This is a genomic window from Thermotoga sp. RQ2 (assembly GCF_000019625.1).
Lineage (GTDB): Bacteria > Thermotogota > Thermotogae > Thermotogales > Thermotogaceae > Thermotoga > Thermotoga maritima.
The window spans coordinates 108,848-129,822 of the sequence record NC_010483.1; the positions used below are offsets into that span (position 1 = coordinate 108,848).

Below are 20,975 nucleotides of genomic sequence, written 5' to 3' on the forward strand. Positions count from 1 at the left end.
CCTCCTTCAGTATTTCACGCCACCGGCAATAGCGTTTATTATGTACCTCTGAGCGAAGATGAACAGCAGCACAACAGGAAGTATTGCCAGAACGATTCCAGCTGCGGTGTATCTGAAATTCACCTGGAAAGTGCTGTTCAGATAAACGAGTGCCACAGAAAGTGGATACTTGTTGGAATCGGACAGAACTATGAGAGGCCACAGGAAATTGTCCCACCAGGTGATCACCTGGAACACAACGAGAGTGGCAATATCTGGTTTTATCAGAGGTGTGATTATCCTCCACCATATGTAAAGTTCTCCGGCACCATCTATCCTCGCAGCGTCTTCAAAGCTCTTTGGAATACTCAAGTAAGCCTGTCTCATCATGAAGATACCGAAGATCGTAACGGCCTGAGGGAGAATCACTCCAGTGTAGGTGTTCAAAAGACCGAGTTTTCTGAGGGTGAGGTAGTTGACTATCAAGGTGTTCTGAACTGGAATCATCATCGGAAGAAGAATCAGAAAGAGCACCAGCTGTTTTCCTTTGAAATCTATCCTAGCGAGAGGATAGGCCACCATCAGTGAGAAGAGTACGTTCAAAAGTGTGCCAAAACCCGCTATTATAATCGTGTTCAGATAGTAATTTCCAAGTTTCACAGTTTTCCATGCCCCAACGTAGTTTGAAAAGGTTGCCGGGTACGGGATGAGACTCGGTGGATACTTGTACACGTTGCCCCCTGCCTCGAAAGAGGTCTTTGCGATCCAGTAAAACGGCCACACTGAGAGAATCGCAAAAAGAACAAGAACCACATAAGTCAAAACCTTTCTGATTTTAGGCATAATAGCTCTTCAAACCTCCTTCCCTGAACAGGTAGAAGTTCAGAAGCGAAAACGCAATCACAACGAAGCTGAACAGAACAGCGGCGGCGTTCGAATATCCGAATTGGAGATATTCAAAAGCTCGATTGTATATGAAAATTCCCATTGTTTCCGTTGCGTGAACCGGGCCACCTTTTGTCATGGCGTAAATCTCTCCGAAGACGTTCAAAGCCGCTATAGATGACATGGTTGAGCAAAACAGGATGTACGGTTTCAGAAGGGGGATCGTCACTTTGAAGAAGACCTGAGAAGGCTTCGCACCGTCAACCCTGGCAGCCTCTATCAATTCCCTGGGGATGCTCTGTAGTCCTGCCAGATATATGACCATGTAGTAACCGAAGCCCTTCCACATGGTGACAAACATGATAGCGAAGAGAGCTATCTTGGGATCCGAGAGGAAAGCAATCGGCTCGTCTATAATATGAAGTGATTGGAGAAGAAAGTTGATGAATCCTTTTTCTCTGTACATCCACTGCCATGTGATCGCAGCGATGGTGATGGGAGTAACCACTGGAAGAAAGATGAGAGTTCTGAAAAGATTCCTACCCCTTATGGCCCTGTCGAGCAGGACTGCAAGCAGTATAGAAATGAGCTGGAGCGGAGGTACAACAAGCAGGTACAAAAGACTGTTTTTGAAGGCGTTCCAGAATAAAGGATCGCGAAGCAGATCGACGTAGTTTTTCAGTCCAATATAAAGAGATTCTCCCACTATGTCGTACTGGTAAAAGGATATTTTGATACCGAACACGAGAGGATAATATATGAAAAGCACCATGAGGAGAGTTGGGATCGTTATGAAGAAGAATGCAAGAAGAAGCTGTTTTTTTCTCAGACTCTTGTAGTACCTTCCTGGCATTCTCTCTCTCCTTTCGAAAGGGAGGGGGACACACCCCTCCCCATCTTTTTTATTTCGATTGCTGAGTCTGAATGAGATATCTCCAGTACTTCGCGGTCTCTTTGAGCGCCGTTTCGGGATCTTTCTGTCCAAGGAACACCTGAATAATGGCATCCTTCAGTCTGTCGAACGCTTCTTTTCTGAACGGTATGTCATCGTTGTAGAACGTGATGTTCTCAAGATACTCGGCTCCCATGATCCTGGCTTTGGCAGCGAGCGTTCCATCGTCTTTTGAGAACCACGGATCGTTCACCGCTGCTTTGAGAGTCGGGAATATGGTCACGAGCTTACAGAATGCGATCTGGTTCTCGAGGTTTGCAACGAACGCTGCGAATTTAGCGGCTTCCTTAGGATTCTTGGATCCTCTGACTACGTTCAGAGTTGAGTACCATCCACTCATTCTCACACCCGGTTTTGGAGCCGGAATCGGAGCAACATCGGATTTTTCGTATATTTCCGGAGCGTTCCATTTCACTCTGTCCGCGAACTGAACACCAGTGATCAACATGGCGAGTTCCCCAGCCTGATAAAGTTCTGTTGCTCTCGTCCATTCTCCACCCTGGACGATTTCACTCGGGATGTACTTCTGTTTGTAAAGAGTGGCCCATTTGTTGAGAGTGTGAGCGTATTCCGGTCTGTCGAAGAGCACTTCTTTTATTCTGTTGTTTTCATCCACCGTGTAGAGATTCAATCCGTCCCAGTTGAAGATCGCAGAGGGATCTTGGAAGATCGTAGGAAGAGCACCGTATTTTCCCGTTTTTTCCTTGATCAAAACTGAGTAGAGGAGTATTTCATCCCAGGTTCGAGGTGGATACTTCGGATCCAGTCCAGCTTTTTCGAAGATCTCTTTGTTGTAGAATATCACGTCCACAGCTGTGTACCAGGGAATTCCATAAATTCCGTCTTTCCAAGTGAGTCCTTTGATCATGTTGTCGAAGTACTGGTTGATAACTTCTTCGGGTAGCAAATCGTTCAAGGGGAACAGGACTTTCTTCTGAGCGAATTCGATGGTCCACTGAGCGTTCAGGTTCACAACATCGGGTGGATTTCCAGAAGAAAAGGCCGCAAGAAGCTTCTGCTGGAGAACGTCCCATGGAACATCTTCCCAGACGATTTCAACATCCGGGTTCAACTCTTCGTACCTGTCGATGATTCCCTGAATGAAATCTGTGAAGGTCGGTTTCAACGACATGGTCCAGAAGACTATCTTGGTTTTGGACAGTGCCAGAACTGCGAGAAGAACTACCATGAGAATGACCAAAAACTTCCTCATGAATCACACCTCCCTAAAAAATGTTCTAAGGATTTATAGATAGAAATGGGTTTTGTCGATCTTGTGACGACCATCTTTCTTCCTTCGAAATACCTGACATCGAACGGATTTCTCAGAACAAAGTAGATGGTCTTTTCTGCCGGAAGGCTCAGATGGGCTTTCAAAGCCTTTTCGTTCGGTATGTCGGCTACAAAATCGAAGATCAAATCACCTTCAACGAACTCGGGACCGTCTTCTACGGTGTATCGAACAACATTCTCGACTTCGAAAAATCTGGAAACGATCTCTGGAATCTGATCGTAATCGCCCCCCGTGGTGTCTGCCTGACTCAGATTCTCACTGGAAGGAACGAGAAGAGTCACTTCACTGGTATGATCTATCTTTTCAAAACCGAGGAATTCCACAGCCTTTGCCGAAGAATCGGCGAGGAAACCAACACCGCTGTTTTTCTTCGCAAAAGCAAGATATTTTTCCACCATCCTTATGGAGCGCTCCACTTTGTCCTTCTGGACCCTTCCATCCTCGAGGAGTTTCACCAGCGTTTCATAGTAAACCGGAAGATTTCTGTAATCACCGAGAAGGATCATGTTTCCTCCCGCGTTCAGAAAGAGACTCACAATCTCTTCAACAGAGAAATTGTTCGACACAGCGCTCATTTCCATAGCGTCACTGATCACAAGACCGTCGAAACCGATCTTTTTTCTGAGAACGTCCGTTATGATCTTCTCCGAAAGAGTAGCCGGGAGACTGTCTATCGAAGAGTATCTGACGTGGGCCGTCATGACCGTGACCTTTTTCTCCCTTTCCAGCACCTTTCTGAACGGCAGAAGATCCTCTTCCCAGAGTTTTTCAAAGGGTGCATCGACCACAGGAAGGGTGAGGTGAGAGTCTTCTCTCGCTCTTCCGTGACCTGGAAAGTGCTTGATGCAGGGCATAACTCCACCTTCCAGATAACCTTCACAGGCTTTTGCCCCGTGCTCGGCTACGATTTTGGGATCTGAGCCGTAGCTTCTCATGTCGATCACCGAAGAGCTTTCTTCAGAAAGAAGATCCAGAACAGGAGCAAAAACCATGTTGAACCCCACAATCTCCATGATCTTTCCCGCAACCCTGGAATATCTGTAAGTCACATCTGGTGAGTTTTTCCCAAAGGCAAGATTTCCCGGAGACGAGGGAACGTATTTCAACACCTCAAGCTGGCCACCCTCGTGATCGGAACTGATGAGAAAATCTCCTTCCTTCGATAGAAAACTCATGAAATCCATTAGAAGGTACTCTTTCGAAAGAACTCCTGGATAGATCAAAATACCGGCCGGTCTGTATTTTCTGATTATTTCCTTGACTTCTTCGTTGAAGTCGTTGAAACCGCAGAAGAACAGCTTTCCAAGATCCACGTCCACCACTCCTTCATTTCAGAATCTTGCCGGCGAACTCGTAGTCTTCCAGAATCCTTTTCCAGAAGGCTTTTGCTGCACCGAAGGCGACCGTCCAGAGCCCTCTTTCATCGAAGAGAACCTCAACGTCAGAGATGTGTCTTTTTTCGAGGTGATCCCGAACGTTCTTTGCCAGACCGCTGTGAAATTCCGGGGAAAACAACGTTATGTCCCCACCAAAAATCACGGTTTCGGGATCTAAAAGATAGCTAACGAAAGAAGCAACCTCCGAAAGCTTCGAAAGAAGTTTCAAGAGTGAATCGGAAGAAAGGTTTTTCAAATCTACTTCATCGAGTGTGGCTGGTTCAGACAGAATGGGCGGCAGGATGTCAATTTCAAATTCACCTGCAGCACCGTTGGAACCCTGGTACAGGCTTCCTTCCAGCCAGAGTCCCGCTCCAACACCCACCGGCTGGTTCAGATAGTAAGGAACAGAGATCAGAAAATAAACTACATTTTTCTTTTGAAAACCGTATCCCACAACTGCCGCGTTTGCGTCGTTAAGAACGAAAATCTCTGTTCCAAATTCCCTGGAGAGAATTCCTCCAAGATCGAGATCTTCAATACCGAGGGCCGAAGAAAAGATCACCTTGTTTTCTTTTATGATTCCAGGCATACCGATGGAAATTCCCACTGTGTTTGGATACTTTTCTTTAAAAGGTTCAACACAATCAACAAGAGCGTTTACGATCTCGTCTCCACGAAAGCTTCTGTGTATCTCACTTTTTTCAACCTCGTTTCCCTTCGCATCGATCACAACACCGATCAACCTGTTCTGCTCAACTCCAATCCCCAGAACGAAGAACTTATTCGGGTTTGCCGTATAGAGAGCGGTTTTTCTACCTCCCGAGGAACCAGGAGATGCTTCTTCGACCTTCAGAGCAAAACCCGATTCCAGCAGAGAACGAAAATTCCTGGACACGGTGGACATGTTCACAGAAAGCTTTTCACTGATCTCTCTCATCGATATCTTTTCGTTTTCTATGAGAAGTTTGAGAATCTTGTGTTGAGTGGGTGAAATGTTCAAAAGGGGTCCCTCCCATCAGTTAGTTGCATGCCGCAAACAACTTCATAAATTATTGTCAACCAATAGGTCACGCTTTGTCAAGTTACAGTTTCATTTCGTTAACTGATGGAAGAATTTAGGGAGGGAAAAACGAAAAGGTGGCTCCAGAAGGAGCCATCTGCTTTCTTGTTTTTACTTTCTGTTATACCTTTTTGTAGCAGAACCACCAGTCGTAACACTCGAAATCTTTCGATTCCAGTCTTTTTCTTGCTTCTTCCACACTGCTTGCCGGAGGAACGATCACAGAATCGTTTATGAGCTCGTTGCTTGGCCAGTTGGCAGGAATGGCAACTCCTTTTTCATCTGACGTCTGAAGGGCTCTCACCGCTCTGAGAATTTCATCGATGTTTCTTCCAACTTCCTGCGGGTAGTAGACGATGGCCCTTATGATTCCGTTCGGATCGACTATGAAAACGGCCCTCACTGTGTTTGTTCCCTTGTTGGGATGAATCAATCCGAGCCTTCTGGAAACTTCTCCTAAGTCATCTGCTATGACAGGAAATTCGATTTCGACTCCCAGTTTTTCCTTGATCCACTCGATCCACTTGATGTGTGAAAAAACCTGGTCGATGCTGAGACCTATGAGTTCCGTGTTGAGTTTTTTGAACTCATCGTACCTCTTCTGAAACGCAACGAACTCGGTGGTACACACCGGAGTGAAATCAGCCGGATGGCTGAAGAGAACGAACCACTTTCCCCTGAAGTCGTCTGGAAGCACCTTCTTTCCATGAGTGGTCTTCACTTCCAATCTTGGGAACTCTTCACCTATGAGAGGAATTCTTCCTTCCATACAAAACACCTCCTCGTAAATTTTAAAAATGATTCTAATTTGATATCCATTCTCAATAATACACGTATTGTGTTTCTTGAATTTTTCTGTTCTGTATCAAATTTGAATCACTAGAAATTACACACAGAAAACAAAAAACGGGGAGAATCTCTCCCCGTCTCTACAAGCTTTCTTCTATCGTTTTCAGAAATTCTTCTGATTTCTTCAATCGTTCCATCACTTGATCTTTCGTTTCGAACTTTTCATCGTTCCAGAGGTTCACACTCCAGTCTTCCAGTATCATCTTCCACTCATCGTCCGAAGCCACGCTGTAGGCTCTTTTCAGAGTGTTCAGATAATTCTTTACATCGTTCAGAATGAGCCTGTAGTGTTCGAGGAACCTTATGTATCTTTCGAAAACAAGAACATCTCTGAGTTCGTACAGATCGTTGTAGATCCTGGAAAGCACTTCGCTGATTCTGGAAGCTTCAACATTTCTTTGCTTCATATAGCTTTCGAAGTTTTTCATCCTTTCTACGAGAAGTTCTGCCCATGGATTCAACTTGTACGTGTAGTTCTTCTCTGATATGAATTTGTTCATTTCCTGAACGTTGACGGACAGCCAGTTCAGATTCTTGAAGCTTTCAAAAAGGTCCTTGAAGAGTTTTTCGAATTGGTTCGCGTACTCTTTTCCCAGATTACTTTCGATGTATTCCTTCAGCCCCTCCAGAACGCTTTCAAATGTCTTTTCTGCTCTACTTTCGTACATCGATATGGATTCTTTTGTGTTTCTGTAGCTCTCATTGTAAATCTTCAGGACGTCTTCGGATACGAACAAGGCCTCCTGACGATTGTTCGAAGAGGCGTATTCGAAAGGCATCGCATGTAGAAAATCGAGAACACCATCTGGAACTCCCCAGACACCCGCTTCGCTCATGCTTTCAACTGCCCAGATTTCCTTTTCGGCAAGGTAGAATAGAAACTCTCTGTTCTTCTGAACGGTGAGCGGTTGAGCTTCCGCAGCTTTCGTAGCGAAATATCTGTAGATATCCTGCCCCGCAACGGCTTTCCTGAGATCGTAGTTTTTCCAGTCAGGAAATCTGTTCCACGCACCCGGAAGAATCTTCACCGTGAGCTTCGCGTAATTCGTGAAACTATCGAAATACCTTGATGTCAACTCAGCGAAGGCTTTCTGTATCAGATCGTCCTGGGCTTTCGAGAACAAAATCTTCATGATCTGGTGAAGCCCCACATACCTTGTTGCAAGGCCTCTGTATGTGTTCCTCTCGTTGAAAGACTTCAGAGAGGAAAGGTACAGAGAAACGGAATCGAGGAGGACCTGAGCGGTGATGAGATTGTCCTCTCCCAGATCGTTGATTGTGGAAAGACTCGCGTTCTCAAGAAACGTCAGATCGGTCTTCTTCACATCCGGAAAGATCACCTTCTGGTAATCATCAAAGTTCTGTTCAAAAAACGCTTTGTAATCCTCTTTTGTCTTCAGCTTCGCTTTCAATTCGTCGATTCGGTACTCGCTTGTTGCAAGCGATGCAAGGTAGAAATAAGATCTTCCGTACGTTTTGTTCACTTGAACGGATTTCAAGAAGTACTCTTTCGCTTTATTATAAAGCTCTACTCTTTGATTTGTGAGCTGATCCCTATAAGATGCTATCTGCTGAAGCATGTTCTGCAACTTCTGCCTTTCTTTTTGAATGGTCTCGAGCCTCAATCTTTCTACCTCTGAGCTTGAAGGCTTCATCGAAAGGTTCTGACTTTCAACGAACTTCTTGAATTCGTCGGGTTTCAGGTAACTGTAACGTCCACTCAGAGAGCTCAGCTCTTCCATGGCTGTCTTTACCTGCTGTTCGTAGTTGTCCAGTTTGGCCATGTCTTCTTCCACTTTCCTTATAGAAAGATAGGCAGAATTTCCCCATTTGAAATAAACTTCAGAAATGAAGTAGTTCCATTTCAAGTAAGCGGAAACGACGCCAACCAGAAGAACGATCGTTCCAAACACAACGGCCTTCTTTCGTTGAATCTCCGCTTTCTTTCCGCCGTAGAAGTACCCACCAACCGCTATGGAAGCAATTGTCATCACAAGAAAACCGTTTGGAAGTAGATGCGCCGGAAAGCTGAACGCGCTGTGCATCATGAACGTGATGAAAGAACTGGCAAGTGCCAGAAAGAGCAAGAGATCGTCCCGCACCGTGATCCTTCGAATTATTTTGAAGAACAGTATCCCAAGCGACAGAGCGAGAAAAACAACAGAAGCAAATCCTAAAATTCCCATTTCTCCAAGAACTTGAAAGTAATCGTTGTGCGTTCTCTTGAAGTTGTTCCAGCCGTACATCAGAATCGGGTGGTCTTCTATAACATTTCCCATGTAGTTTATCGTGAGAATCTGATACGTTCCGATTCCGGTACCGAGAATCTTGTGTGTTCTCCACTGGTATATCGATGAGAACCAGGACAGAAGCCTCTCGTGCCAGGAACTCACCTCGGCAACCGCCTGAATTCTTCCTGCGGGAGATACCATTCCGTAACCGTTCAGAGGAGTGGGAAGATTGTAGAGAACAACGAGGACGATCGAAGAGATCAGAACGAAAGTCGTGAGAGCTTTACTCATACTCAGAACTTCTCTGTCTGTCTCTTTCGAAACCTTCTTTTTTCTGAAGATCATGTAGAACACAGAGAAAATACAGAGGGAGATGATGTTCGCAACGTACAGTGATCTCGTCTGAGACACCAGTATTCCCGAAACTATGAGAAGCGCAGAAACTGAGGCTATCACCTTGATCACAGACGCTTCTTTTCTTTTGAAATCGGCTGACGCTATGAGATAGATAGCGAGCGGAAGGTTCAGGGAGAGAAAGTTCGAAACGAAGTTCACGTTTCCTACGGTCGCCTTCACGGTTGCCCTCGAAAAGGGACTCCCCACACTTCCAAGAAAAACATCGACACCGCCGTAGAAGTTCAAAAGCGCGTCGAAAGCTATGAATCCCGCAAGAGCCACACTGACCGTGAGAAACCTTTTTATTCTTTCTTTTGTGACAAAGAAGTTCGAGATGAAGATCGATGTGAAAAACATGAGAAGAACGTAGATCGCTATGTCAAAAGAATATCTGAAATAGACAGGATTATCGCGATAGACATTTATCGTAGATAAAAGAGCGGAGATAGCGAAGGCAAAAAAAGCCACGTGGGCCATGTTGAATCTGATTTCCAGTTTCTCCTTCCTGAGAATCTTCATCAGGATCATGAAGAACATGACGCTCAGAAACACCGTGATCAAAGCGTACTTTGGAACGCTGAACTCGTACGTGAGTTTCCTGGACGAGAAAAGGGCAACGACAACGTACATGATGTAAAACAGAATCTCCATAAGTTTTCCCTCCCGCTCAATCGTAATGAAGAAGCCTGAGGCCTTTGATGAGAACAAAAGAAAACACAACGGCTAAAACGAGCGTCACACCACTCATTACGATATTTCCCAGAGCTCCAAAGCTGAACCCACAGAACACAGCGTGCGTTGCTATCATGATGAAGAGAGCTCTTTTCACCCCGAATCTTCGGGAAAGCTTGTCGTACATGTGATCCCTGTCTCCTCTGAAGATCGATTTTTTGTTCCTGTACCTCCTCAGAACACTCGCCAGAAAATCCAAAAAGAAGATCCAGAGAGGAAAAATCATCGTGAGGAATGTATCGAAAGAGGCAAATCGATTCTGGGAAAGAACGATCGCGGATAGCAAAACAGCCATCAGATAACTTCCCGCATCGCCCATGAAGATCCTCGCGGGTGGAAAATTGAAAACAAGATAGCCAAGAGATGCACCGAGAAGGGAGAGAGATAGGTTTTCGAAGAACACGCCTCTAACCAGAAAGAAATAGGAGAGCGCCGACAGAGCCACAAGACTTCCACAGAGCCCATCCATACCGTCCATCATGTTCACGGAATTTATGAGAACAACGACAAAGAACAACCAGAAAGCGGAAACCAGTAAATTGTCGAGGCCGATGAATCGCCACACGAGCAGAATCGAAATGCTGAATTCTGCGATCAATCGCAAAAAAGGAGAAAGAGAGAACAGATCATCCATCAATCCCAGAGCAAGAGCGATCGATGCCGAAAGAAGAACCACCGTGTCGTTCCACAAGAACGGAAGGACCCCCACAAATATTCCCAGCCCACCCAGGTAAGGTGTTTCTCTCCCGTGGGGCTTCAGAACACCATCCGGCCTGTCCACAATGTTCAGTCTTTTCGCAATTCTTCCGAAGAACCAGACACCGAACAGACTCAAAAGAAAACTCAAAAGAAAAGCCATTCCTTCACCTCGGTTTCACGGTGACGAGTTTTTTCCCATCGACGACGAGGTACTCGAAATCGAACTTTTTGAGTTCTTTCATGACTTCTTCTATTCCTCGACCTATATGTTGCGATTCGTGTGCGTCCGAGCCGATCGTTACGACTCTCCCACCGAGGTCGTAATACATCTCCACTATCCAGTAGTCCGGGTTGGGTTTCCCGTGCTTGAAAAGACCAGCGGTGTTGATTTCAAGGGCCCTTTCGTTTTTCACGAGGAACACCAGAATCTTTTCTATCAAATCTCTGTTCGCTTTGAAATCCGCCTTCGCGTATCTTGCCGGATAGTCCAGGTGTGCAAGTGTGTGGAATTTCACCCTTTCCATCACAAAGAGCGTTCGCTCAAGATAGTCTCTTGCGAGCTCATCCGGTGGAAGGTTCTCATCGTACCGATGTATCCCAAGAAGAAGGTAGTCGAAACCCTCGGGAAAAATCGCCTCTCCCACACCATCCCAGCTGATCTCCGCTCCCTTCGGAAGATCGTATTTCTCCATGGTGAGAAAGTACTCTTCAACGTTGAAATCGTGAACGAGTTCTCCGTTTTCGTATTCGTAGTGATCTGTGATACAGAAATGTTCGATGCCGAGCTTCTGCACTTGAGAGATTATGCCGTCTATTTCTGCCTTTCCGTCGTAGGAAAACGTGGAGTGAAGGTGCATGTCTATCATTGTGATCCCTCCAGGACTTTTCTCAAATAGACAAAAATCGGGTGCGGTGCTCCCACTTTGCTCTTGTACTCGGGATGAAACTGAACACCAACAAAGAAAGGATGATCTTCAAGCTCAACAGCCTCTATGAAGTCGGATTTCGCAGACACGACGAGCTTGTACCCCTCTTCTCCCGGTTTTTTGAACAGCTCTGGAAACGCCTCCTCATTGGCTTCGTATCTGTGCCTGTGCCTTTCGGAAACTTCCTCAACTCCGCCGTAAACTTCGTAGAGTTTCGTTTTTGGAAAAATTTTCACCTTTTGGGCTCCAAGCCTCATCGTACCACCGAGCTTCAATATTCTCTTCTGCTCCTCCATGAGATCCACAACAGGATAAGGTGTGTTCGGATCGAACTCGGTGGAATTGGCCTCTTTGTAGCCAAATACGTTGCGTGCGAACTCTATGACCATGAGCTGCATACCGAGACATATTCCAAGTATGGGCTTCTTGTTTTCACGTGCGTACTTTATAGCTTTTATCTTGCCTTCTACACCTCTTCTTCCAAATCCACCGGGTATGATGAGGGCATCGTATTCGTCGAGCACTTTCTTTACTTCTTCGTCGTTCATGTCTTCGAGCATCTGACTGTCCACCACGGTGGGCTTTTCTATTCCTGTCAGAAAGACCGACTCTATGATGCTTTTGTACGCGTCGTCTGTTCCAAGATATTTTCCAACGAGCGCTATCCTGTAGGGTTTGAAAGCTTTGGGATAGGACCAGTTGAACGTGGATTTTTTCAGCTCAACGTTCAATTTGGAAGCAATCTTCTCGTGCAAACCCATATCTCTCAGTATTTCTGGAACTTCATACACGTTCTTCGTATCGGGCAGGTTTATCACAAAATCGCGTGGAACACCGGAGAAAAGGGCCACCTTGTTCATACTGGGAACATCAAGGGGAAACTCGCTCCTCACGATGACCATATCCGGTGTGATCCCTATTCTTCTCAGAAGTTGAACGGATTGTTGAGTGGGTTTCGTCTTGAACTCGTTGGTCGTTCGAAGGTAAGGAACGTACGTGACGTGAGCGAAAAGGAAGTTTTCCTTTCCTTCTTCCATCTGGAGTTCTCTCACAGCCTCCAGAAAGACTTCCCCCTCGATGTCTCCAACGGTACCTCCTATCTCAACCACGAGGAGTTCCGCCTCGAGCGCCCTTATTCTGTCTTTTATCTCCTCGGTGAGATGCGGCACGATCTGAACGGTGTTCCCAAGGTATTTTCCCTGTCTTTCTTTCTCTATGACGCGAAGGTACACCTGCCCTGCCGTCATGTTGTTCTGCCTCGTCATGTCTCTTCCAAGGAATCTCTCGTAGTGACCGAGATCCAGATCCGCTTCGTAACCGTCTTCGGTGACGAAGACTTCTCCGTGCTGGTTGGGATTCATGGTACCAGCGTCCACGTTGAGATAAGGATCGATTTTCAACACGTTCACATCGACACCGTGTTCTTTCATCAACCTCGCTAAGGAAGCCGAGAATATTCCCTTCCCAATACCGCTGAGGACTCCTCCCGTCACGATCACGTATTTCTTCATCCTATTCCCTCCTTCTCCTCAATATGTTATCACCTGGAGAGTAAATTTCTCATTTCCTTAACATGAGAGCACATCGGGATTGTAACCCGATGTGAGATTATGGTATAATCATGCCAGATTTTTTTGTCAGGAGGTGGTATTTTGAAGCGGGTAGTTATCACGGGTATGGGGATCGTGAGTCCCTTTGGTGTTGGAAAAGAGAAAAATTTAGAAGGGCTTAGAGAAACCAAAGTAATGATAGATCGAATATCTTCTTTTGATGCTTCTAACCTTCCCGTCCAGATCGCCGCAGAGGTGAGAGATTTCAAACCGGAGGAGTACATAAATCCGAAATTAGTCAAAAGAACAGATCGCTTCGTTCACTTCGCTCTGGTCAGCACGAAAGAAGCCGTGGAAGACGCCGGTATAAACTTCGAGTCGTACGCCGACAGGACGGCCACCATCATAGGATCCGGCATGGGAGGATTTCTGACGCTCGACAGCGAGAACAACAAATTCCTGAGTCAGGGTCCAGGCAGAGTCAGTCCGTTCTTGATTCCGATGATCCTCATCGACATGGCTTCCGGTGTCGTTGCAATGGAATACGGACTGAAAGGACCGAACTTCTCTTCTGTGAGCGCCTGTGCTTCTTCTCTCCACGCGGTGGCTCTCGGTGCTCTCCTCATAAGACACGGGTACGCGGATGTGGCAGTCGTCGGGGGAACCGAGGCAACGATTGCTCCACTTCCCATCACCGGGTTTGCCAACATGAGAGCACTCTCAAGGAGGAACGACGATCCAAAGCGTGCTTCCCGTCCGTTCGATAAAGACAGAGACGGCTTTGTGATGGGTGAAGGCGGTGCGGTTCTCATACTCGAAGCCGAGGAAGTGGCAAAATCGAGAGGAGCGAAAATTCTCGCGGAGATCAAGGGAGTGGGTATGACGGACGACGCGTACCACTTCAGCGCTCCAGATCCGGAGGGCAGAGGGGCAGCAGAAGCCATGAAACTCGCCCTGAAAGAATCCGGTCTGGCTGTCGAAGACATCGACTACATGAGCTGTCACGCCACAAGCACACCAGCAGGTGATGAAGCGGAACTCAAAGCGATAAAGAAAGTCCTTGGAGAACATGTAAAGAACGTCGCCATAAACTCTTCGAAAGCCCTTATAGGACATCTCCTTGGTGCTGCCGGTGCTTCCGAACTCGTTCTTGCCATCCTTCAGATGCAGAACTCTTTCGTCCACGGCATGCCGAACCTTGACAATCCGATCGACGAAGCGAAAGGAACCGGTCTTGTTGGTAAAGAGCCCGTTCAGATGGAGATCAAAAACTTTATAAAGAACTCCTTCGGTTTCGGCGGGCACAACGTGTCCATCGTGGTGGGGAGGTATGAATCATGAACATAGATTACGTGAAGTCGATCCTTCCGCACAGGTATCCATTTCTCCTCGTTGACGGCGTGATAGAAGAATCAGAAGACAGAATCGTCGCCTTCAAGAACATCAGCATTTCCGATCCCGTCTTTCAGGGGCATTTCCCGGAGTATCCGATATACCCGGGTGTTCTCATCGTAGAGGGCCTTGCTCAGACCGCTGGAATTCTCCTTTTGAAGAGTGTAGAAGGAATTCCCCTGTTTCTTGGAATAGACGAAGCGCGTTTCAAAAAGGAGGTACGTCCGGGTGACAGGCTGATCTACGAAGTGAGAAAGCTCGGTGAAAAACTCGGCACGGTTCAGGTGGAAGGAGTTGCAAAGGTCGATGACAAAATCGTGGCGAAAGCCAGGCTTTTGCTGGGGGTGAAAAAGAAATGACCGTGAGAACAAGAGTGACAGATCTTCTGGAAATAGAGCATCCAATCCTCATGGGTGGAATGGCCTGGGCGGGAACTCCCACCCTCGCAGCAGCGGTATCGGAAGCAGGAGGACTTGGAATCATCGGATCCGGAGCCATGAAACCGGACGACCTGAGGAAAGCGATCTCCGAGCTCAAACAGAAGACAGACAAACCTTTCGGTGTGAACATAATCCTCGTGTCTCCGTGGGCAGACGATCTCGTCAAGGTGTGCATAGAAGAGAAAGTACCCGTCGTCACGTTCGGTGCGGGAAATCCAACGAAGTACATAAGGGAACTCAAGGAAAACGGAACAAAGGTGATACCCGTTGTCGCTTCCGACTCTCTGGCAAAGATGGTGGAAAGAGCGGGAGCGGATGCGGTGATAGCGGAAGGGATGGAGTCCGGTGGACACATAGGTGAAGTCACAACCTTCGTTCTCGTCAACAAAGTCTCCAGGAGTGTGAACATCCCCGTGATCGCAGCGGGAGGCATCGCCGACGGAAGAGGTATGGCAGCAGCCTTCGCACTCGGAGCGGAAGCCGTTCAGATGGGAACCAGGTTTGTGGCGAGTGTAGAAAGCGACGTGCACCCGGTTTACAAAGAAAAGATCGTCAAGGCCTCCATAAGAGACACCGTTGTGACGGGAGCCAAACTTGGACACCCCGCGCGCGTTCTCAGAACTCCCTTTGCGAGGAAGATCCAGGAGATGGAGTTTGAAAACCCCATGCAGGCTGAAGAAATGCTGGTGGGAAGTCTCAGAAGAGCGGTTGTTGAAGGCGATCTGGAGAGAGGATCCTTCATGGTAGGACAGAGCGCCGGTTTGATCGATGAGATAAAACCGGTGAAGCAGATCATAGAGGATATCCTGAAGGAGTTCAAAGAAACGGTGGAGAAGCTGAGGGGGTACATTGGAGGATGAAACAGCTCGTAAAGGCAGGGATTTTCACAGCTCTCATCGTGGTGGGGGCATGGATCTCGATCCCTCTGGGGCCTGTTCCCTTTACCCTTCAGGTGTTCTTCGTCTTTCTTTCAGCATACGTTCTGGGAAAGAAATACGGAACTCTTGCAGTCGCAACGTACGTTCTGCTTGGAGCCATGGGACTTCCCGTCTTTGCGAATTTCAAAGGTGGTGCGCAGGTCCTTGTGGGGCCAACTGGTGGGTACCTCTTCGGATTCATCCTCGGAGCGTTCGTGATCGGCCTTCTGGCTGAAAAGAAGGAAAGTTTCGCCTGGTATCTCGCTTCCGGAGTAGCGGGGCTCTGCATCATCTATGCGCTCGGTGTCTTTGTATTGAACTTCTACGTTCACGACATCAGGAAGGCAATTTCCGTGGGATTCGTTCCCTTCGTCTGGTTCGATCTGATAAAACTGGTCGTTGCTGCCTTGATAGCGCTGAGGCTCAAGAAACTGGAGGTGGAACGGTGAAAGCGTTTGTCTTTCCCGGACAGGGATCGCAGTACTCTGGAATGGCGAAGGACTTTTCCGTTTACGAGTCTTCGAAAGAAATATTCGAAAGAGCGAAAAAGGTACTGGGCTTTGATATCACGGAGATCATGAACGGTGACGAAGAAACACTGAAACTCACAGAGAACGCCCAGCCTTCGATCTACATAACGAGTTACATCGCTTTTCTCGAATTGGAAAAGAGAGGTATCCTGCCCGATGTTGTGGCAGGACACAGCCTCGGAGAGTACACCGCCCTGGCAGTGGCAGGGGTCTACGATTTCGAGACGGGGCTTTATCTTGTGAGAAAAAGGGGAGAGTACATGTCGAAGGCACTGGAACCGGGAAAAGGAACGATGGCCGCTGTCATAGGACTCAACATTGAAAACATAGAGGAAGTGGTGAACTCTATCGAAGGAGTTTACATAGCAAACTACAACTCCCACGATCAGGTTGTGATCAGTGGGTTGAAGGAATCGGTGGAAAAGGCAATGGAGATTCTCAAAGATAAGGGGGCCCGTCGCGTCGTGGAACTCATGGTTTCAAGCCCGTTTCACACACCGTTTCTGGAGTACGCCAGGGAGAAAATGAAGGAAGAAGTGGAGAAGGTGGACTTCAAAAAGCCGAGATGGCCCATCGTTATGAACTCGACAGCAAAACCAACGGAAAATCCTGAAGAGATAAAGAGAAACATAATCGAACAGATCACAGGGCCGGTTCTGTGGAAACAGTCGGTTGACACCATGAAGGAAATGGGAGTAACCGAGTTCATTGAAGTTGGTCCAAAGACCGTTTTGAAAAACCTGTGTAGAAGAATGGGAGCGAACGCAAAGCACTTCACGGAAATTCTTTCAGAATGAACACACCGTTCACGAGGGTAGGTACTGTCTTGAAAAGATCCTCAGTCGTGCAGAATTCAACATCTTTTTCGAACCCAAGGGAAATCAGCCTTTTCGCGTGGGAGGAGTGTTTTTTGATCTCCTCCCTTGTGTTTTCCACAGACTCAAAATACCTCTCCGCCGCGCGAGCGCCGTCCCCAAGATCGTTTCGCTTTAGCCTCTTCACTACCGCGCCAGCGAGTAGAAAATCTTCCAGGGAGAATCTGCCGTTCGTTCCAGCACACACGAGCAGTATGTCTTCTTTGCTTTTCAAATACTCAACGACCGCTGACAAATTCAAAAAAGAAGCCGCTATTATCTCTTCACTTCTGATTCTCTCTATCACCTGAGTGCCGTTTGTGGTCGTGAGAACGATGGTTTTTCCTGATATCTTTTCCTTCCTGTATTCTAGAGGGGAATTTCCAAGGTCGAATCCTTTTGGTTTTTGTGCGTTTCTCTCTCCACAGATCAGAACACCTTCTTTTTTCTTCTCCAGAGCCTCTTCGATGGTTTTCACGGGTATCACACCAGAAGCACCGTTCGAAAGAGCGGTCACAATGGTGCTAGTTGCCCTCAGAACATCTATCACAACCGCCGTTCTACACTCCACAGGTGAGCATGGTGCCATTACAACGTCTACCATACCATTGCCCTCTCCAGCATCTCGTCGAGGTCTTCTTTGTTGAACGGATCGTAAACAGGAAGATCCGTTTCAAATTTTCCGTTGAGAGACACCCCACCTATCACCTTCGCGTTAGAGAGAGTCTCTATCAACCTTCTTTCTTCTTCAAAATCCGGTTTTTTTGGAATTTCCGGGAAAGATTCAAAATGGTCTCTGCTCGGATCGTGTACCAAGAAAACCACGTCAGGATTGGAACCGTACAGAAGACCGAGGGTGACCTGGCCGTAAGCGGGATGTCTCAGGGCTCCTTGTCCCTCCACGAAGACGATCTCTTTTCCCGTTTTTTCGAGTTTCAGAACAGCTTTTTCCACCACACCGGAAACGAAATCCGCGGGAACAGCGTCGATCACGTACCCCGCATCCGCTCCTATGAGGATCCCTGTCTGTCCTGTTGCGAGAAAACCCGCTTTGATCCCCTTCTCCAGAGCTCTTTCCCAGAGCTGAACAGCGGTGGTCCTTTTACCCACCACGCAGTCAGTTCCGAATACACCGACGACTTTTATCTTCTTTCGGTATATACCTCCCCTGAGAACGTCGAGCTCGAGGGGTGGAATGCGAACGTCTATTATTCTCGCACCGTTTTCATGGGCAATCTTCAGAAATTCTGTTTGCTGTGAGATTTTGAAATGAAGACCAGAAACGACATCCATACCGAGCGAGAGTGCTTTTTTTACGAGTGTCGCTATCTGCTCTTCCAGATATCCACCAGGGTTCGACACTCCAATTATCAGAACCTCAGCTCCCATTTCTTTCGCCTTTTCAACAGAGGAGACCACGGGCACGTCGTATCGAATGGACTTCACAAAGTCACTCGCTATTTTCCCTTCGTGTTCCGCAACTACACAAACGGGTTTGAAGAGTCTGCTGTGCCTTAGAAGTCCGTAGGTAGTTTTGGCATGAGGTGTTCCCAGCTGTCCCCACGCCACGATCGCCGCTGGTGTGCCGGGCTGGTATAATTTCCAGAGATCCATTCTCTTTCCCTCCGTTTTTTAAAAGATTCTACCATGGGAGGTTTCCGTTTTGAAGATAGCCGTTGTGGGTGGTACTTTCTGGGATATCTTCATCTTCGGTGAGAATCCACACTCTTCGACCATAAAGGAATCACCGGGAGGATCCGGCCTCAACGTGGCCTATGGCCTGTTTCTTTTGGGTCACACCGTTGACTTCTACTCGAACATCGGGGATGACTGGAGAGGAAAACAAACAACAGAAATCCTGAAAAAGGCAAGTTTTGACACTTCACACATGTTCACCATTCAGGGTGGAAAAACTGGAATCTTCATCGCCCACAACGACAAGCCCCTCGCTGTTGACCCGGGTGTGAACAGAAAAGAGATGAAACTGCCTTCTTTGAGCGAATACGACCTTGTTTTCGTGACTGGAGAGATTTCAGAAAAAACGATAAGAAAGATCTGTGAAAACACCAAAAACGTGATTCTGGACGTGGGACCAGGGCAAGATTCGCCACCACCGATTTGAACGCGCTCGTGATAGGAAACGAACGCGAGTGTTCTTTCAGAAGGTGCGACGTTGTGAAGATGGGTTCGAAAGGGGCAAGATGGGGAGAAGTGTACGTTCCAGGAAACGGCATTTCCTATCCTCACTCGATCGGACTGGGAGATCTGTTCGACATCGTCTTCGTGCACCATCTTCTCCTTGGAAAGTCTAAGAAAGAAATTCTCGAAGAAGCCGTGAAGTGCTCTCAGATTCTCGGTCAAAAAGAAAATGTGACCCCCTTTGAGAGGATCTCATTCCTCGAGCCGCTCAGCGCGAAAGACGATACGCTTGAATGCCCAGATGAATCCAAAGACGCTTCCCACCACGGTGGCTAACAGGATCGAGAAGAACATCAGGTGAGAACCCGTTGAAAGAGCGTATCCGAGCACACCGACAACCCCTATGGCCACAAGCTGCAGAAGGAGTATTTCAGGACCAGAAAAGACCTTCGCCGGATTCGTGAGGCTTCCAGTTTTTTCCCATTTAGAAAGAAGTAGCCCAAGAGCCGAGACGAAAAGAAACAGACTCAAACCCGCCGGTGCGAAGAAAATGTAGAACACCTGCTTCTGATAAACCGCTAAAAAGATCACAAAAGCAGAAACGACAGCCGAGTTCAGCAGAGATGAAACGAGTATCTTCGAAATCATCACTTCACTCGTCTTGACGGGTAAAACCTTCGGAAGCGGCCACACTTCCATTTCCTTTCTCCACAGCATAGCGCTCATCGTCGCATTGTAGAGCGCTGCGATACCAATTGCAAAGATCAACCCAAAATCGGGACTTCCAACGAACGTCATGAGAACACCAAAACCGATTGGGTACAAAAGAAGGTAGAGCGATCTTTCTTCCCGGAGGAGCGTGATGAGATCCTTCTTGAAAAACCCCTTACCCGGAAACCTCGTGGGTTTTTCAGCGGGCATTCTTTCTTTACGCAGGACAGGTTCGAACATGACGGTTCTGGAGATCACCCGAAAGACGAGGAAAGTTCCAAGACATATCAGAATTTCATAGAGAAGAAAGATCGGATTTTCCCTTGAAAAAACAGCGTACGCGAAAACGTTCCAGTTTGAGATGAACCATCTTCCAAAAGATACGGAGAAATCAGGGAGGTTGACGAGTATCAGAAACAGGAACACGGCAAGAAGTTGAATCAGCGAGTAAAGCTTCCGTGACAGCGAGGTTCTCAAGAGTCTTCCAAACAGAACTGAAAGAATGGCTCCCCCGAGGAGCAGAAAAACGGTGTGAAACACTCCGGTGACGAAGGGCATCCAGTTGTTCATCAAAAGAGAATACATGAGGAAATTAAGAACCATCATTATGAGAATGAAGAACTGATAGAAGAGGGATATCAACAGCTGATAGATCACTATCGTGCTCCTTTCAATGGGAAGGGTGAGCAGAAACTCGATCTCTCCCTCCAGAACGAACGAATTGGAAAGATAAAAAGACACACCGAGAAGAAACATCACAGAAAACATGGTGGTCGAAAAAGAAAGTGAAGCAGAGAAGGCTTCTTCTCCGAACTCTTCGAGTATCGCTTTGAAATTGTTCCCCATGAGCGAGTAGAACAGAAAACCTGTCATCAAAACGGAGATGAGAACAGAGTACAACCCTTTCCTCCCACGAGCCGGAGCGTATCTGAGCAAAACAGAAAGTTTTCTCATAGAAATTGTCTGCGGAGACCCATCCCCTTTAGGGGATTGGGAGGAAGCAGACATGTGTACCACCTCCAGATTCAATAGTGTTAATATATAGACGAGGTGATTGAAC

Annotated in this window: 20 protein-coding genes; 7 read left to right on the plus strand and 13 right to left on the minus strand. The window is 47.2% G+C overall.

All coding sequences use genetic code 11. The annotated features are described in order from the left end of the window. Positions 1-6: 6 nt before the first annotated feature. The 10 genes from TRQ2_RS00585 to TRQ2_RS00630 form a co-directional block, all read right to left on the minus strand. On the minus strand, positions 7-822 hold the full coding sequence (locus TRQ2_RS00585; RefSeq protein ID WP_012310332.1) for a carbohydrate ABC transporter permease: 816 nt from the start codon (positions 820-822) through the stop codon (positions 7-9). After that, a complete protein-coding gene (locus TRQ2_RS00590) occupies positions 815-1,717 on the minus strand; it encodes a carbohydrate ABC transporter permease (protein ID WP_004080851.1) in 903 nt (300 codons plus the stop codon). Before TRQ2_RS00590 ends, TRQ2_RS00585 begins: the two co-directional genes overlap by 8 nt. A gap of 49 nt (positions 1,718-1,766) precedes the next feature. After that, the gene (locus TRQ2_RS00595; protein WP_012310333.1) at positions 1,767-3,029 is read right to left on the minus strand and encodes a sugar ABC transporter substrate-binding protein; all 1,263 of its coding nucleotides are present in this window, start codon (positions 3,027-3,029) and stop codon (positions 1,767-1,769) included. Then, the gene (gene nagA, locus TRQ2_RS00600; RefSeq protein WP_148202873.1) at positions 3,026-4,429 is read right to left on the minus strand and encodes a beta-N-acetylglucosaminidase; all 1,404 of its coding nucleotides are present in this window, start codon (positions 4,427-4,429) and stop codon (positions 3,026-3,028) included. Before nagA ends, TRQ2_RS00595 begins: the two co-directional genes overlap by 4 nt. 7 nt (positions 4,430-4,436) lie before the next feature. Beyond that, positions 4,437-5,489, minus strand: coding sequence for an ROK family transcriptional regulator (locus TRQ2_RS00605; protein WP_012310335.1), 1,053 nt, complete (start codon positions 5,487-5,489; stop codon positions 4,437-4,439). Positions 5,490-5,670: 181 nt separating this feature from the next. Continuing rightward, positions 5,671-6,318, minus strand: coding sequence for a peroxiredoxin (locus TRQ2_RS00610; RefSeq protein ID WP_012310336.1), 648 nt, complete (start codon positions 6,316-6,318; stop codon positions 5,671-5,673). Positions 6,319-6,478: 160 nt separating this feature from the next. Next, positions 6,479-9,676 carry an O-antigen ligase gene (locus TRQ2_RS00615; protein WP_012310337.1) on the minus strand — a complete coding sequence of 1,066 codons (3,198 nt, stop codon included), beginning with the start codon at positions 9,674-9,676 and terminating at the stop codon, positions 6,479-6,481. A 16-nt stretch (positions 9,677-9,692) separates the two neighbouring features. Next, complete coding sequence (locus tag TRQ2_RS00620) at positions 9,693-10,616, minus strand: glycosyltransferase family 4 protein (RefSeq protein WP_012310338.1); 924 nt, start codon at positions 10,614-10,616, stop codon at positions 9,693-9,695. A 4-nt stretch (positions 10,617-10,620) separates the two neighbouring features. Further along, a complete protein-coding gene (locus TRQ2_RS00625; RefSeq protein ID WP_012310339.1) occupies positions 10,621-11,322 on the minus strand; it encodes a PHP domain-containing protein in 702 nt (233 codons plus the stop codon). Then, a complete protein-coding gene (locus tag TRQ2_RS00630) occupies positions 11,319-12,893 on the minus strand; it encodes a CTP synthase (protein WP_012310340.1) in 1,575 nt (524 codons plus the stop codon). Before TRQ2_RS00630 ends, TRQ2_RS00625 begins: the two co-directional genes overlap by 4 nt. A gap of 141 nt (positions 12,894-13,034) precedes the next feature. Between TRQ2_RS00630 and fabF the strand changes: the two genes are divergently transcribed. From fabF to fabD, 5 genes are read left to right on the plus strand one after another with little or no spacing between them, the layout of a single operon-like run. Next, positions 13,035-14,273, plus strand: a complete 1,239-nt coding sequence (gene fabF, locus TRQ2_RS00635) for a beta-ketoacyl-ACP synthase II (protein ID WP_012310341.1) — start codon at positions 13,035-13,037, stop codon at positions 14,271-14,273. Beyond that, entirely contained in the window at positions 14,270-14,683 is a 414-nt protein-coding gene (gene fabZ, locus TRQ2_RS00640; RefSeq protein ID WP_004080862.1) for a 3-hydroxyacyl-ACP dehydratase FabZ, read from the plus strand. The genes fabF and fabZ overlap by 4 nt, the downstream gene beginning before the upstream one ends. Beyond that, positions 14,680-15,624, plus strand: coding sequence for an enoyl-[acyl-carrier-protein] reductase FabK (fabK, locus tag TRQ2_RS00645; RefSeq protein ID WP_011942827.1), 945 nt, complete (start codon positions 14,680-14,682; stop codon positions 15,622-15,624). Before fabZ ends, fabK begins: the two co-directional genes overlap by 4 nt. After that, on the plus strand, positions 15,621-16,130 hold the full coding sequence (locus tag TRQ2_RS00650) for a biotin transporter BioY (protein WP_011942828.1): 510 nt from the start codon (positions 15,621-15,623) through the stop codon (positions 16,128-16,130). The genes fabK and TRQ2_RS00650 overlap by 4 nt, the downstream gene beginning before the upstream one ends. Further along, the gene (gene fabD, locus TRQ2_RS00655; protein WP_011942829.1) at positions 16,127-17,008 is read left to right on the plus strand and encodes an ACP S-malonyltransferase; all 882 of its coding nucleotides are present in this window, start codon (positions 16,127-16,129) and stop codon (positions 17,006-17,008) included. The genes TRQ2_RS00650 and fabD overlap by 4 nt, the downstream gene beginning before the upstream one ends. On the opposite strand, the gene TRQ2_RS00660 is transcribed toward fabD, so the two are convergent. Together TRQ2_RS00660 and TRQ2_RS00665 are read right to left on the minus strand one after the other, a co-directional pair. Further along, positions 16,986-17,669, minus strand: coding sequence for a 2-phosphosulfolactate phosphatase family protein (locus TRQ2_RS00660; protein WP_012310342.1), 684 nt, complete (start codon positions 17,667-17,669; stop codon positions 16,986-16,988). The two genes, fabD and TRQ2_RS00660, sit on opposite strands and share 23 nt — an antisense overlap. Beyond that, the gene (locus tag TRQ2_RS00665) at positions 17,663-18,679 is read right to left on the minus strand and encodes a DUF1611 domain-containing protein (protein ID WP_012310343.1); all 1,017 of its coding nucleotides are present in this window, start codon (positions 18,677-18,679) and stop codon (positions 17,663-17,665) included. The genes TRQ2_RS00660 and TRQ2_RS00665 overlap by 7 nt, the downstream gene beginning before the upstream one ends. Positions 18,680-18,728: 49 nt before the next feature. Here TRQ2_RS00665 and TRQ2_RS09920 point away from each other — a divergent pair, with 49 nt between their 5' ends. Together TRQ2_RS09920 and TRQ2_RS09925 are read left to right on the plus strand one after the other, a co-directional pair. After that, positions 18,729-19,187, plus strand: a complete 459-nt coding sequence (locus TRQ2_RS09920) for a PfkB family carbohydrate kinase (RefSeq protein WP_238514453.1) — start codon at positions 18,729-18,731, stop codon at positions 19,185-19,187. Between the two features lie 53 nt (positions 19,188-19,240). Next, positions 19,241-19,540 carry a hypothetical protein gene (locus TRQ2_RS09925; protein ID WP_238514454.1) on the plus strand — a complete coding sequence of 100 codons (300 nt, stop codon included), beginning with the start codon at positions 19,241-19,243 and terminating at the stop codon, positions 19,538-19,540. Here TRQ2_RS09925 and TRQ2_RS00675 read toward each other — a convergent pair. After that, a complete protein-coding gene (locus TRQ2_RS00675) occupies positions 19,457-20,815 on the minus strand; it encodes a hypothetical protein (RefSeq protein WP_238514455.1) in 1,359 nt (452 codons plus the stop codon). The two genes, TRQ2_RS09925 and TRQ2_RS00675, sit on opposite strands and share 84 nt — an antisense overlap. Positions 20,816-20,975 lie beyond the last annotated feature (160 nt).

Coding starts and splice junctions, on each gene's coding strand:
- TRQ2_RS00585 (WP_012310332.1), bottom strand. CDS start 822: ATGCCTAAAATCAGAAAGGTTTTGACTTATGTGGTTCTTGTTCTTTTT.
- TRQ2_RS00590 (WP_004080851.1), bottom strand. CDS start 1,717: ATGCCAGGAAGGTACTACAAGAGTCTGAGAAAAAAACAGCTTCTTCTT.
- TRQ2_RS00595 (WP_012310333.1), bottom strand. CDS start 3,029: ATGAGGAAGTTTTTGGTCATTCTCATGGTAGTTCTTCTCGCAGTTCTG.
- TRQ2_RS00610 (WP_012310336.1), bottom strand. CDS start 6,318: ATGGAAGGAAGAATTCCTCTCATAGGTGAAGAGTTCCCAAGATTGGAA.
- TRQ2_RS00615 (WP_012310337.1), bottom strand. CDS start 9,676: ATGGAGATTCTGTTTTACATCATGTACGTTGTCGTTGCCCTTTTCTCG.
- TRQ2_RS00620 (WP_012310338.1), bottom strand. CDS start 10,616: ATGGCTTTTCTTTTGAGTTTTCTTTTGAGTCTGTTCGGTGTCTGGTTC.
- TRQ2_RS00625 (WP_012310339.1), bottom strand. CDS start 11,322: ATGATAGACATGCACCTTCACTCCACGTTTTCCTACGACGGAAAGGCA.
- TRQ2_RS00630 (WP_012310340.1), bottom strand. CDS start 12,893: ATGAAGAAATACGTGATCGTGACGGGAGGAGTCCTCAGCGGTATTGGG.
- fabZ (WP_004080862.1), top strand. CDS start 14,270: ATGAACATAGATTACGTGAAGTCGATCCTTCCGCACAGGTATCCATTT.
- fabK (WP_011942827.1), top strand. CDS start 14,680: ATGACCGTGAGAACAAGAGTGACAGATCTTCTGGAAATAGAGCATCCA.
- TRQ2_RS00650 (WP_011942828.1), top strand. CDS start 15,621: ATGAAACAGCTCGTAAAGGCAGGGATTTTCACAGCTCTCATCGTGGTG.
- TRQ2_RS00660 (WP_012310342.1), bottom strand. CDS start 17,669: ATGGTAGACGTTGTAATGGCACCATGCTCACCTGTGGAGTGTAGAACG.
- TRQ2_RS00665 (WP_012310343.1), bottom strand. CDS start 18,679: ATGGATCTCTGGAAATTATACCAGCCCGGCACACCAGCGGCGATCGTG.